Below are 13,063 nucleotides of genomic sequence, written 5' to 3'. Positions count from 1 at the left end.
TCCTGTCAGTCGGTGAAAAGCAAAAGGGGCGAGCCGGGTGTGTGACCCTGGCCCGCCCCCTCTGGAAGCGCGTTGCGCAGCAGACTCAGGCCTCTGCGGCAGCCGGAACGATGTTCACGGTCTTGCGTCCACGCTTGGTGCCGAATTCGACGGCACCGGCAGCGAGGGCGAACAGCGTGTCGTCGCCGCCACGGCCGACGTTGACGCCGGGGTGGAAGTGCGTGCCGCGCTGACGGACCAGGATCTCGCCTGCGCTGACGGCCTGACCGCCGAAGCGCTTGACGCCGAGTCGCTGGGCATTCGAATCGCGACCGTTGCGCGAGCTGGATGCACCCTTCTTATGTGCCATGACGGACCCTCCTCAGGGTTTCTAAAGCTCGGTTCTACGAAGTGTTCTCGAAGAGATCGAGTTACTTGATGCCGGTGACCTTGAGGACCGTCAGCTTCTGACGGTGGCCCTGCCGCTTGTGGTAGCCGGTCTTGTTCTTGAACTTGTGGATGCGGATCTTCGGGCCCTTGGTGTGCTCGACGACCTCACCGGTGACCTCAACCTTGGCCAGCTTGTCGGCGTCGGTGGTCAGCTCGGATCCGTCGACGACGAGGACCGGGGTCAGCGAGACAGCAGCGCCGGGCTCACCCTCGATCTTCTCGACCTTGACAAGGTCACCAACAGCGACCTTGTACTGCTTTCCGCCGGTCTTGACGATCGCGTACGTTGCCATCGGACGGCTACCCCTTGCTACTTCGAACGTGCTCGCGCGGATGTCGCGCGACTGGTCTTGTGTACTTTGCTTCCTCGGCCCCTCCGGCGCCCTCGCGGGCGCAGCAGAGCTTTGTCGCCGAGTAGCGACCGGTCAAGATTACGGGATAGCGATTGGCAGGGTCAAACCGCCCCGGCCACGTCACATCCCGGCACCTCGACCGGTCGACCGATCAGCCTTCGATCGGAGGTCCCGCGGGCCTGCCCGCGGCACGCCTACGCGGACGCCGTTTCGGTGCAACCGACTGCGCTTCCGCATCACCGGCACCGTCGCCGGCCACGACGACCGGTTCCGGCGCCGAGGCGGCCGCAGGCTCGGGCACGGTCACGTCGTCCGACTTCGCAACCACTACGACGGTGCCCTCGTCCGCGCCCTCCACGTGCTCGGGTGCGGCCGTTGCTCGCGACGCCCGACGGGAACGCCTGCGTCCCCGTGCCGGCGCAGCGGCAGGCTCCGGCTCGGGTTCGGCCGCGACGACCTCGACGCTGTCCCCGGCCTCGCCTGGCTCGGCGGGTGCCGCGTCGGCGACGTGTGCCTCCGCTTCGGCAGGTGTCGCCTCGTCCACGTCGACTGCGGCCTCGGTCTCGACCACAGCAGCCGCTTCGGCGGCAGGCTCGGCGTCGACGTCAGCGGTCACGGACGTGACCGCGTCGGCCTGCTCGTGTGCTTCGTCCTCGTGGAGATGAGCGGCCATGGCGAGCGCGACAGGATGCGCGCGCTTGGCGCTCGCGTCGACCTCCGCGTGACCGTTCTTCTCCGCAGGGGGCTGCTGCTGCGGCTGCGCCTGCTCGGGCTGGGTCGACTTGTCGCGGCCACGCTTGCGCCTGCTGCCGGATTCCCCCTTGCCCTGTGTCCGTGCAGCGCCGTCGTCGCCGCCGCGAACCTCGACCGGGTCGGCGTGGACGATGATGCCGCGGCCGTGGCAGTGCTCACACGTGGTGGAGAACGCCTCGACCAGACCGGTTCCGAGCTTCTTCCGGGTCATCTGGACCAGGCCGAGGGAGGTGACCTCGGAGACCTGGTGTCGCGTACGGTCCCGGCCGAGCGACTCCGTGAGCCGGCGCAGCACGAGATCCCGGTTCGATTCGAGGACCATGTCGATGAAGTCGACGACGATCATTCCGCCGATGTCACGCAGACGCATCTGGCGGACGATCTCCTCGGCGGCCTCGAGGTTGTTACGGGTGACCGTCTCCTCGAGGTTGCCGCCCGCACCGGTGAACTTGCCGGTGTTGACGTCGACGACCGTCATGGCCTCGGTCCGGTCGATGACGAGGGTGCCGCCGGACGGCAGCCACACCTTGCGGTCCAGCGCCTTGGACAGCTGCTCGTCGATCCGCCGGACGGCGAACACGTCGGGTCCGCCTGCCTGCGGTTCGTAGCGCTCGACACGCGGCAGCAGGTCCGGAGCAACGGTCCGAATGTAGTTCTCCACCGTCGACCAGGACTTCTCGCCCTCGATGACGATCTTGGAGAAGTCCTCGTTGAACAGGTCGCGGACGACCTTCACGAGCAGGTCCGGCTCCTCGTACAGGGCCTTCGGGTTGCCCGACTTGCCCTTGTCCGCGGCTGCCGCGTGCTCTTCGATCTCCGCCCACTGCGACTGCAGACGCTGCACGTCGCGAGCGAGTTCCTCCTCGCTGACGCCCTCGGCTGCCGTGCGGATGATGACGCCGGCCTCCGGCGGCACGACATCGCGCAGGATCTCCTTGAGCCGCTTGCGCTCGGTGTCGGGCAGCTTGCGGCTGATGCCGGTGGACGTACCGCCCGGCACGTACACCAGGAAGCGGCCGGCCAACGAGATCTGCGTGGTCAGGCGGGCACCCTTGTGGCCGACCGGGTCCTTCGACACCTGCACGAGCACCTGGTCGCCGGGCTTGAGCGCCTGTTCGATCTTGCGGCTGTTGCCGCCGAGGCCCGCTGCCTCCCAGTTGACCTCACCGGCGTAGAGGACGCCGTTACGGCCACGGCCGATGTCGATGAACGCGGCCTCCATCGACGGGAGCACGTTCTGCACGCGGCCGAGGTAGACATTGCCGACCATCGATGCAGACGCCGACGTGGTGACGAAGTGCTCGACGAGGATGTCGTCCTCGAGGACCGCGACCTGGGTCAGTCCGTCGGGATGGGCCTGACCGCTCTTCTCGCGGACCACCATGACGCGGTCGACGGCCTCGCGGCGCGCGAGGAACTCGGATTCGGTGAGGATCGGCGGACGACGACGCCCCGCGTCACGGCCGTCGCGGCGCCGCTGCCTCTTGGCCTCGAGCCGTGTCGACCCGGAGATGCCCTGCACCTCGTCCTTGACTGCGCGAGCCTTGGTGCGGGGTTCGCGTTCGTGCACGACGGTGGTGACGCCGTCGTCCTCGGTGCTGTCGGTGGCGTCGCTGCCCTTGCGGCGGCGACGGCGACGACGGCGACGGCTGGTTCCGCCCTCCGAGTCCTCGGTGTCGTCTGTGTCCTTGCCCTCGGCGCCACCGGCCTCGGTGTCGCCTTCCTCGGCGGTCGTACCCGCGGCGGAGCCGGCGTCGGTCGACGTCTTCTCGGCCGGTTCTGCACCGCTCTCGGACTCCGGCGCCTGCTTCTCGGATGCCTGTTCGTCGGAGGTCTCGGTGGCCTCGCCCGTGGACTCGGATTCCCCGCGTCCACGTCCGCGGCCGCGGCGCCCGCGACGGCGACGCCGGCCCTGGCCCTCCGACTCGTCGTCGGCGTGGTCGGCAGCCTCGCCGCCGGTGGTCGTGTCCTCGGCGGCCTTCTCCGCGGTCTGTTCGCGGTCGGCGGTCTCCTCGCCGGTGGGCGCCGCGGGACCGGTGGTCACCTCGATGGGGGCGTCCTCGTCGGGTGCGGCGGCCTCGCGGCGGGCACGCCTGCGACGCTGCGGCGCCTCCGTCGTCTCGGGCTGCAGGAACAGGGGCGCCTGGAACACCGGCACCTCGGCCGGTGCTGCGGCAGCCTCCTGCGATTCCGCGTGGGTGAACAGTCCACCCTGCTCCGGGATCTGCGCTTCGGCGATCAGATCCGCCGGCGCGTGGAGGGACTCCGGCGCCGCCTCTGCGGCGGGTGCAGCTGCGGGTGCTTCGTCACCAGGAGCCGAAGCGGACTCGTCCGACGTGGCGGGCCCGTGCAGTGCCGAGTGGACGCGCTCTGCGAGAGCGCGATCGATGCTGGACTGCGCGCTCCGCAGTTCGATTCCGAAGTCGGCGACCTGCGCAAGAACCTGCTTGCTGGTCAGCCCCAAGATCTTCGCGAGCGCGTGGACTCGCATCTTCTCCGGAAACGCCGGAGTGGTGGACTGTGAAGTTTCGTGCGGCGCTTGATCGGCCACGTAAGTCTCCTCGGGCCCCCGGGCGCGTCCACCTGTCGGAGTGCGCGGCCACTCGAGGGCACTGTCTGTGTGTGCTCACACCGGGGTGTGAGTCCGTCTGGTCTCGCCCCGCGCCGTTCTCGGTGATCACATCGGTCACGTCGAACTCGTGTGGGGCCTGGCAGGCTGAACTCCGCGTCCCGTGCGCCTGATCATCCAGCGTGCGGCCCGGGAGGGATTTCCTCCACCTGGCAGCAGCGATGCGGACATCGAGCCGTGGTGTCATCCGGTCTGACCGCACCCGATCGTCGGTGCCGCCCGAACTGTTCCGGCGGGCAGGGACGAACCGTGTGCGGGTTGACCAGTGTCAGTATCCCATACGCGCCGGGCACACTGCGCCAACGCCGCACCGCACCCCCACCGAGTCCGGTGGGGGTGCGGTGCGGTGCGGGATGGAAGGGGCTGAATCAGGAGTGTGCGAGGTTCGGGAACCAGAGCGCGATCTCGCGCTCGGCCGATTCCGTGGAGTCGGATCCGTGCACCAGATTCTGCTGACCGTCGAGGGCGAAGTCGCCGCGGATCGTGCCGGGGACGGCCTTCTCCACGGGATCCGTTCCGCCTGCGATCTGACGGAAGGCCGCGATCGCGCGGTGACCCTCGACCACCGCGGCGACCAGCGGTCCCGAGGTGATGAACTCGAGCAGTCCTGGGTAGAAAGGGCGTTCGGCGTGTTCGGCGTAGTGCTTGCCTGCAACGTCTGCGTCGGCGATCCTCATTTCCAGTGCGGCGACGGTCAGACCCTTGCGCTCGACTCGCGCGAGAATGTCTCCGATGAGGTTGCGGGCAACGCCGTCGGGCTTGATCAGTACCAGGGTGCGCTCAGTCACGGGCGGACAGCCTATCGGGTCGGTCTCGCCTGCCCTGCAAACGGGTCAGTCGCGCTGACCGCGTAGCAGTCCCCGCTCGATGCGTGCCTCGATGTCCTTACGGAGATACAGCAGGTACGCCCAGACCGCGGCGAACAGCAGGCCGAGTGCACCGATTGCAGGGTGGATGACCCAGGCGGCGATCATCCCGACCTGCAGTGCGAGATTCAGGCCCATTCCCCACGGCTTCGACTGGACGCCGCACGCGAGAATCATCACCACGCCGAGTGCGGTCAGGTACAGGATCTCGACCGTGCTGATTCCCGTGCCGAGCTTCGCAACGGCGGGAATGCCGAGGAAGACGACGATCGCCTCGAGAATCAGGGTGCCGGAGCAGACTCCGCGGAAGCCCTTCCACGGGTCGACGGTCGGCGGCTTGAACTGGGCGGGTTGGTCGGGCGTGGTCACGCGGGGTCCTTTCCGAACAGGGTGCGGGCCTCTCCCGCGGTGACGACGGATCCGGTGACCACGACGCCTGCGCCGGAGATGGCCTCCCCCGGCTCGCCGACCTCCTCGGCCAGCGCGATCGCGGTCTCGATCGCGTCGGGCAGCGTCTGCGCGACCACGACCCGTTCGTCGCCAAACCTGGCGACTGCGGCGTCGGCGAGCTGCTCGACGTCCATCGCGCGCGGCGATCCGTTGGTGGTCACGACGATCTCGTCGAAGACGGGTTCGAGTGCCGTGAGGATGCCGTCAGCGTCCTTGTCACTCAGCACCGCAACGACACCGACGAGCTTGCGGAAGTCGAACTCCGCGGCGAGTGCGGCGGCGAGTGCGCGGGCGCCGTCGGGATTGTGGGCGGCGTCGAGGAACACCGTCGGCGCGCTGCGGACGCGTTCGAGCCTGCCCGGGTTGGTGAGCGACGCGAATGCGCCTCGGACGGCGTCGACATCGAGCTGCTTGTCCGGGCCGGCCCCGAAGAACGCCTCGACCGCTGCGAGCGCGAGAGAGGCGTTGCGCGCCTGGTGTTCCCCGTGCAGCGGCAGGAAGATGTCGGTGTACACCCCACCGAGACCCTGCAGTTCGAGCTGCTGGCCACCGACGGCGATCTGCCGTGCGAGAACCGTGAACTCGAAACCCTCGCGCGCGACCGCGGCGTCCGCGTCGACAGCGCGCCGCAGCAGGACGTCCATCACCTCGGGCTCCTGCTGCGCGATGATCGCCACGGTGTCCCGCGGGACCAGGGAATCGGGTGCCTTCTTGATGATTCCGGCCTTCTCGGCGGCGATCGCAGCGAGGTCCGTGCCGAGGTATTCGGCGTGGTCGAGGCTGATCGGGGTGATGACCGCGACCTGACCGTCGACGACGTTCGTTGCGTCCCAACGGCCTCCGAGCCCGACCTCGATGACGCCGACGTCGACGGGCGCCTCCGCGAACGCGGCGAACGCCATCGCGGTGAGCACCTCGAACTTGCTCATCGCCGGACCGCCCGCGGCCTGCGACTGCGTGTCCACCATCTGGATGTAGGGCGCGAGCTCGTTGTAGGTGTCGACGTAGGTGCGCGGCGAGATCGGGGCACCGTCGATGCTGATCCGCTCGGTCGCGAGCTGCAGGTGCGGGCTGGTGGTCCGGCCCACCCGACGGTGCAGCCGGGAGAGAAGCGCATCGATCATCCGCGTCACGGACGTCTTGCCATTGGTGCCCGCCACGTGGATCGCCGGATACGCCTGCTGCGGCGAGCCGAGCAGATCCATCAGGGCCGCGATCCGGGTGAGGGACGGCTCGATCTTCGTCTCGGGCCAGCGCTTGTCGAGCTCTGCCTCGACGAGCGCGAGTTCGGCGAGATCGACCGGGGAGGGAACCCCAGGCCGCTCCGCGTGCTCCTCGCTCACGCCTGCCCCAGTTCGCCGAGTCGTGCCGTGATGCGGGTGATCTCTTCCTGCGCCACCTGCAGACGACCCTTGATCTTGTCGACGACCGCGTCGGGGGCCTTGGCGAGGAACGCCTCGTTGCCGAGCTTCGCGGTGGTACCGGCGAGTTCCTTCTCCGCGGCCGCGAGATCCTTCTCGAGACGCTTGCGCTCTGCGGCGACGTCGACGGTGCCGGACGTGTCGAGTTCGACCGTCACGGTGGCGCGGCTCAGTCGCACCTCGATCGACGCGGTGGCGGCGAAGTCGGCGTCGGGCTCGGTGAGCTTCGCCAGCGACGTCGCTGCCCCGACCTGGGCCTGCACGTCGGCGGCATCGATTCCAGCGAGCCGTGCAGCCACCTTCTGAGAGGGCTTGAGGCCCTGGTCGCTGCGGAAGCGGCGGATCTCGGTGACCAGCTTCTGCAGGTCCGCGATGCGGCGGGCGGAGTCGGTGTCGGTGGGCACTCCGGTCGCGGTGGGCCAGGACGCGATCACGACGGACTCACCGCCGGTGAGCACCTTCCACAGCGTCTCGGTGACGAACGGGATCACCGGGTGCAGCAGGCGCAGGAGTGCGTCGAGGACGGTGCCGAGGACGGCCTTGGTCCCGTCGGCGTGCACGCTGCCTTCGGCGAGCTGCGGCTTCGCGAGCTCGAGGTACCAGTCGCACACCTCGTCCCACGCGAAGTGGTACAGCGCCTCGCACGCCTTGGAAAACTCGTAGCGGTCGAAGGCGTCGTCGACCTCGGCGCGGACCTGCTCGAGGCGGTCCAGGATCCAGCGGTCGGCGTCGGTGAGCTGCGCGCGATCGGGCAGGTCCGCAACGACGGCGCCGTTCATCAGCGCGAACTTGGTCGCGTTGAACAGCTTGTTCGCGAAATTGCGGGACGACTGCGCATGGTCCTCACCGACGGCGAGGTCACTGCCCGGGTTGGCGCCGCGCGCGAGGGTGAAGCGAAGCGCGTCGGCGCCGAAGCGATCCACCCAGTCGAGGGGGTCGATGCCGTTTCCGCGCGACTTCGACATCTTCTTGCCGAACTGGTCGCGGACCAGGCCGTGCAGGAACAGGTCCGTGAACGGGACAGGCCCGAGGCCGGCGTCCTGGGACACGTAGGTGCCGAACATCATCATCCGCGCGACCCAGAAGAACAGGATGTCGTAGCCGGTGACGAGAACGCTTGTGGGGTAGAACTTCTCGAGTTCGGGCGTCTTCTCGGGCCAGCCCATCGTCGAGAACGGCCACAGGCCGGACGAGAACCAGGTGTCGAGGACGTCGGGGTCCTGCTCCCAGCCCTCCGGCGCGGTCTCGTCGGGACCGAAGCACTGGACCTCGCCGTTCGGGCCGTACCAGATCGGGATGCGGTGACCCCACCACAGCTGCCGGGAGATGCACCAGTCGTGCATGTGGTCCACCCACGCGAACCAGCGCGGTTCCTGACTGGCCGGGTGAATGGTGGTCTCCCCGTTGCGGATCGCGTCACCTGCGGCCTTCGCGAGACCGTCGACCTTGACCCACCACTGCATCGACAGCCGCGGCTCGATGGTCTCGCCGGAGCGCTCGGAGTGACCGACGCTGTGCAGGTACGGGCGCTTCTCTGCGACGACGCGCCCCTGTTCGGCGAGTGCCTCACGCACCTTCACGCGGGCTTCGAAACGGTCCATGCCGTCGAATTGCGTTCCGGTGTCGGCGATCTTGCCGGTCTTGTCCATGATGGTCGGCATGGGCAGGCTGTGCCGCAGACCCATCTCGAAGTCGTTGGGGTCGTGGGCAGGCGTGATCTTCACGGCGCCGGTGCCGAACTCGGGGTCGACGTAGTCATCGGCGATGATCGGGATCGCGCGGCCGGTGAACGGGTGCTCGAGGGTGGTGCCGACGAGGTGCTTGTAACGCTCGTCCTCGGGGTGGACGGCGACGGCGGTGTCGCCCAGCATCGTCTCGACTCGGGTGGTGGCGACGATGACGTGCGGTTCGTCGTCGTTGAGCGAGCCGTAGCGCAGCGAGACGAGCTCGCCCTCGACCTCCTCGAACTTGACCTCGATGTCGGAGATCGCGGTCTGCAGGACGGGCGACCAGTTGACGAGGCGCTCGGCGCGGTAGATCAGGCCGTCGTCGTACATCCGCTTGAAGATGGTCTGGACGGCCCGCGACAGGCCCTCGTCCATGGTGAACCGGTCGCGGGACCAGTCGACGCCGTCGCCGATGCGTCGCATCTGGCCCTGGATGGTGCCGCCCGACTCACGCTTCCAGTCCCAGACGCGCTCGATGAACGCCTCCCGCCCGAGGTCGGCCTTCGCGACACCGTCGGCCGCGACCTTCTTCTCGACGATCGTCTGGGTCGCGATGCCCGCATGGTCCATGCCGGGCAGCCACAGCACCTCGAAGCCCTGCATCCGCTTGCGGCGGGTCAGCGCGTCCATGAGGGTGTGGTCGAGTGCGTGCCCCATGTGGAGGCTGCCGGTGACGTTCGGCGGCGGAAGCACGATCGAGTATCCGGGCTTGTCGCTGGTTGCGTCCGCCTCGAAGTACCCGGCCGCTACCCAGCCCTCGTACAGCTGCTCCTCGACGGAACTGGGATCCCAGCTCTTCGGGAGGGCGTCGGCGGGGTTGCTGGATTCTTGCGGCGCGGCACTGGTCACCTGGGTAATTCTAGAGAACGAAATTCACTGTGCTTCGCGCCACATGGCCCAGAGCGTCGGACCGCCGTTCGGGATGACGATCTCCCCGGTCACCTCAAAGCCGAACCGCTGGTAGTACGGCACGTTCTCCTCCTTGCTCGACTCCAGGTACGCGGGCGCGTGCTCGATGTCACAGCGTTCCAACCGGGACCGCATCAGCACCTGCCCGTGACCGGCGCCACGCGCGTCGGGGTCGGTTCCGATCGTGCTGAGGTACCAGTGCGGCTCCTCCGGGTGCGCCGCCTCCATCGTCTCCCCCACCTGACGCCCGACGCCTGCGCGACGACCGAACACCCGGAGGATCGACGGCATCATCCGCGCCTGCGTCCACCCGGATTGCCGCCACCGTCCGGGCGGATCCCACAACGCCGCACCCACCGCCCGCGCACCGTCGTGGGCCAACTCCACTCCCCCGCCGTCCAGGTGGTGATGGCGGGTGAACGCCGCGAACATGCGGGGCAGGCCGTGCCGACGCGCTGCCGGATTGGGCCACATCCACTCCATCACCGGATCATCCTCGAACGCCCGGCCTAGCACCGCGGCCAGTGCAGGGACGTCGGACCGGGTGGCTTCGCGCACAGTGGCCATGTGGCGACGCTAGCCCTTCGACGCCGTGACCGGCTGGCGAAGGATGGTCCGCAGCTTCTCGGGAGCCGCCCGGCGCGGGTCCGAGAGGTAGATCTCGTGATGCCTGCCGGTCATCCGGAGCCCGCTGTCCGGAATGAAACCGTGGTGCAACTCGTCGAGGACGGGCGCCTCGTCGTCGTAGGGGCCGACATGGAGTGTCTGCACGCACAGGCCCTCGTCCAACGTTTCCAGCCGCAACGCGCCCAGCACCGGTGCCGTGCCCTTGAGGGCCACCGACTCCCGCGCCGACTCGACGTGCGCGCCGGTGATCCAGTCCGGAGTCATGATCATCAGCGTCCAGTTCCACTGCGACTTGTCGCGGGCGGTGGTGAAGGAATCCATGTCCTCCGCGGACCAGAGCGCTTCGAGCGGCATCACGGCGTAGTCCCGGTCCAACTCCCGTTTGCTGGCGAACTTGAGCGCGTACGCTACGGGATAGATCGTCTCCAGTGCGTCGCGGTACTCCTGCGCCGTGTTCGGGTCGCCGTGGCCGTCGATCATCAGGAACTGCATCGCGGGGACCGTCACGAGCGAGAACCTGCCCTTCCGGGCGCTGTACGTCTCGATCTCTTTCCGGAAATCGACTTTCACCACGATTGCACCTCACGGTCCCGAGATGGCGGTTGTCACGTTCGGCGTGAGCATCCCACGGTGCCCCGACATCGAGGCGGATAAGTTGGCCTGATGACGACGGCGTGGATCTTCCTGACGGTCGCGATCTGCGCGGAAGTGCTGGGCACGAGCCTGCTTCCGCGCACCGACGGGTTCCGGCGGCTCGCGCCGACAGTCGCGGTTCTCGCGCTGTACTCGGCTGCGCTGTACTGCCTTTCCCAGGCGTTGCGTTCCCTCGACGTCGGGGTCGCATACGCGGTGTGGGCGGGCGTCGGGACGGCGGTGATCGCCGCGATCGGGATGCTGGTGCTGCACGAACCGCGGTCCGCGTCCAAAATTCTCGGTATCGCGCTGGTCGTCGCCGGCGTCGTCGCTCTCAACCTCGGCGGTGCCGAATGAGCCCGCAACTGAGGCGCGCGTGGGCGTTCCTCGCGGTCGCGATCGCATCCGAGATCACCGCGACGGTCCTCCTCGACAGCACCGAACAGTTCACCAAGCCCCTGCCGTCGATCGTCGTGATCGCCGGATACGTCACCTCGTTCGCGTGCCTGGCACAAGCGTTGCGGGCGCTGCCGGTGAGCCTGGCGTACGCACTGTGGTCCGGTATCGGGACCGCCACGGTCGCGGTGATCGGCGTCCTGCTGCTCGGGGAGACACTGTCGGTCGCGAAGGTGATCGGTCTGGCACTGATCGTCGCCGGTGTGGTGATCCTCAACTTGCAGCACGATGGTGACACTTCCGAAACTGCCCAACCGGTCCCGGCACTCGACGACAGGGAGCGCGCCGACCCCTAATCCCTCTCGGCCGCGGGCCGGGCGACGGTGTCGAACCAGCCACCCGGCTCCAGGTCGAGCGGAAGGACGCGACTGTCCGAACCGCCGCTCGACGGCTCGGACTCCGGGATTGCGGGCCACAGCGTCTCGACCGCCGTTGCCGCATCGGCCAGCACCTGGCCGTCCACCTCGACGACCTGCTCCGGCACCGAGAACCACGGCCACGCGGTGACGATCCGGACCGGTCCACGCGCCGGCAACGGATGCTGGAAGTACGAAACCCACCCTGATCCCGCCTGGCTCGCGCTGCCGTTGTGCTCCAAGCCGGTGGAGAAGCGTTCGCAAGGCAGGTTGGAGGTTACGGTTCCGTCCGCATACTCGATCCCCACGAGCAGCGGCGCGCTGGAACCGTCCCACGAGGGATATCCGAACCCGTACATGTCCAGGACCACCGCACCCACCCGTTCGCGGGCGCAAACTGTGAACACGAATCCGGTCGAGTACACGTACACACCGGACATCCACAGGATCAGGTCGTCGGTGCGGTTGAGCACGAGGTCGAGTGGAACGCGCACAGGAATCTCGTTCGTCGGTGGCTCGCACTCGAACACGGCGTGGCGCCTACAGACCGTGCCTACGGGCGACGATCTTCTCGACGATCCCGCGCGGCGCGATCCGGCGGAGCGCGAACACCAGCGGCGCGTTGCTGCCGACGGCATACAGCTGCTTCGGCCGATCCGCGTCGATCGCCTTGAGGACCGTCGCCGCGACGGTGTCCGCGGTGATGCCGGAGCGTTCGTTGGCGTCGAGGTGCTCGATCATCGTGCGGTAGTCGTCCGTGTACGGCGACCCGTCGGCGAGGTAGTGCGTGCGCCGTTCACCGATACCGGTGCTGATGGAGCCCGGCTCGACCGTCGTGATCCCGATGCCGAAGGGCGCGACCTCGCGGCGTGCCGCGGTCGCGAAGCCCTTGATCGCGGCCTTCGTCGCCACATACGAGGACCGGTGTGCCAGTGGGAAACTCGCCAGCATCGACCCGACCATCACCACCCTGCCGTAGCGGCGTGACCGCATACCCGGCAGAACCAGCTGGGTCAGCCGCACCGCACCGAACACGTTGGTCTGGAACAGTCGCTCGACCGCCTCCATCGGGAGCTCCTCGAGCGGCCCACTCTGGCTCTCACCCGCGTTGTTCACCAACACGTCCACCGCGCCGACCGCCTCGGCGCACCGGACGATGCTCGCCTCGTCGGTCAGATCCAGCGCAAGGTACTCGACCCCCGGGACCGGATGCGCGATTCGCGACGGATTCCGGCTGGTGCCGTACACCCTCCAACCGCGACCCGCGAGCGCCCGCGCCACCGCCTCACCGATCCCCGACGATGCACCCGTCACCAGCGCCGTTCGCGTAACAACCACGTTCCGTCCTTCCGTTCCCACTGTTCTGCGCACCGTACCGTCGCACCGACCCCGCGGTCACCGCTTCGGAATCAGGGCGACGCCCTCAACTGCCCAGGAACGGGAGGGTGCCCCTA

Annotated in this window: 13 protein-coding genes; 2 read left to right on the top strand and 11 right to left on the bottom strand. The window is 68.3% G+C overall.

The genetic code is table 11. The features are described 5' to 3' along the window. Window positions 1-85 precede the first annotated feature (85 nt). The 9 genes from rpmA to RHCRD62_RS00725 all read right to left on the bottom strand — a co-directional run bounded on the left by rpmA (window position 86) and on the right by RHCRD62_RS00725 (window position 10,734). Window positions 86-349, bottom strand: a complete 264-nt coding sequence (gene rpmA, locus RHCRD62_RS00765; RefSeq protein ID WP_007532011.1) for a 50S ribosomal protein L27 — start codon at window positions 347-349, stop codon at window positions 86-88. A 61-nt stretch (window positions 350-410) separates the two neighbouring features. Beyond that, entirely contained in the window at window positions 411-722 is a 312-nt protein-coding gene (gene rplU / locus RHCRD62_RS00760; protein WP_007532013.1) for a 50S ribosomal protein L21, read from the bottom strand. Window positions 723-933: 211 nt separating this feature from the next. Beyond that, the gene (locus RHCRD62_RS00755; protein ID WP_050062769.1) at window positions 934-4,086 is read right to left on the bottom strand and encodes a translation initiation factor IF-2 N-terminal domain-containing protein; all 3,153 of its coding nucleotides are present in this window, start codon (window positions 4,084-4,086) and stop codon (window positions 934-936) included. A gap of 446 nt (window positions 4,087-4,532) precedes the next feature. Continuing rightward, window positions 4,533-4,952, bottom strand: coding sequence for a nucleoside-diphosphate kinase (gene ndk, locus RHCRD62_RS00750; RefSeq protein WP_050062768.1), 420 nt, complete (start codon window positions 4,950-4,952; stop codon window positions 4,533-4,535). Between the two features lie 45 nt (window positions 4,953-4,997). Next, window positions 4,998-5,399, bottom strand: a complete 402-nt coding sequence (locus RHCRD62_RS00745; protein ID WP_050062767.1) for a DUF4233 domain-containing protein — start codon at window positions 5,397-5,399, stop codon at window positions 4,998-5,000. Next, a complete protein-coding gene (locus tag RHCRD62_RS00740) occupies window positions 5,396-6,823 on the bottom strand; it encodes a bifunctional tetrahydrofolate synthase/dihydrofolate synthase (protein ID WP_050062766.1) in 1,428 nt (475 codons plus the stop codon). The genes RHCRD62_RS00745 and RHCRD62_RS00740 overlap by 4 nt, the downstream gene beginning before the upstream one ends. After that, window positions 6,820-9,477 carry a valine--tRNA ligase gene (locus RHCRD62_RS00735; protein ID WP_050062765.1) on the bottom strand — a complete coding sequence of 886 codons (2,658 nt, stop codon included), beginning with the start codon at window positions 9,475-9,477 and terminating at the stop codon, window positions 6,820-6,822. The genes RHCRD62_RS00740 and RHCRD62_RS00735 overlap by 4 nt, the downstream gene beginning before the upstream one ends. A gap of 24 nt (window positions 9,478-9,501) precedes the next feature. After that, the gene (locus tag RHCRD62_RS00730) at window positions 9,502-10,104 is read right to left on the bottom strand and encodes a GNAT family N-acetyltransferase (RefSeq protein ID WP_050062764.1); all 603 of its coding nucleotides are present in this window, start codon (window positions 10,102-10,104) and stop codon (window positions 9,502-9,504) included. Window positions 10,105-10,113: 9 nt separating this feature from the next. Continuing rightward, on the bottom strand, window positions 10,114-10,734 hold the full coding sequence (locus RHCRD62_RS00725; protein WP_050062763.1) for a GyrI-like domain-containing protein: 621 nt from the start codon (window positions 10,732-10,734) through the stop codon (window positions 10,114-10,116). Window positions 10,735-10,827: 93 nt separating this feature from the next. Between RHCRD62_RS00725 and RHCRD62_RS00720 the strand changes: the two genes are divergently transcribed. Both RHCRD62_RS00720 and RHCRD62_RS00715 read left to right on the top strand, forming a co-directional pair. Beyond that, the gene (locus RHCRD62_RS00720) at window positions 10,828-11,154 is read left to right on the top strand and encodes a DMT family transporter (RefSeq protein ID WP_050062762.1); all 327 of its coding nucleotides are present in this window, start codon (window positions 10,828-10,830) and stop codon (window positions 11,152-11,154) included. Further along, a complete protein-coding gene (locus RHCRD62_RS00715; protein WP_050062761.1) occupies window positions 11,151-11,549 on the top strand; it encodes a DMT family transporter in 399 nt (132 codons plus the stop codon). Before RHCRD62_RS00720 ends, RHCRD62_RS00715 begins: the two co-directional genes overlap by 4 nt. Here RHCRD62_RS00715 and RHCRD62_RS00710 read toward each other — a convergent pair. Both RHCRD62_RS00710 and RHCRD62_RS00705 read right to left on the bottom strand, forming a co-directional pair. Next, on the bottom strand, window positions 11,546-12,103 hold the full coding sequence (locus RHCRD62_RS00710) for a hypothetical protein (protein ID WP_157050757.1): 558 nt from the start codon (window positions 12,101-12,103) through the stop codon (window positions 11,546-11,548). The two genes, RHCRD62_RS00715 and RHCRD62_RS00710, sit on opposite strands and share 4 nt — an antisense overlap. A gap of 46 nt (window positions 12,104-12,149) precedes the next feature. After that, the gene (locus RHCRD62_RS00705) at window positions 12,150-12,947 is read right to left on the bottom strand and encodes an SDR family oxidoreductase (protein WP_050062759.1); all 798 of its coding nucleotides are present in this window, start codon (window positions 12,945-12,947) and stop codon (window positions 12,150-12,152) included. Between the last annotated feature and the right edge of the window lie 116 nt (window positions 12,948-13,063).

The organism is Rhodococcus sp. RD6.2 (assembly GCF_001040705.1).
Classification (GTDB): domain Bacteria; phylum Actinomycetota; class Actinomycetes; order Mycobacteriales; family Mycobacteriaceae; genus Rhodococcus_G.
Note: the sequence above shows the minus strand (reverse complement) of the source record. Positions and strands in the feature narration are given on the sequence as shown.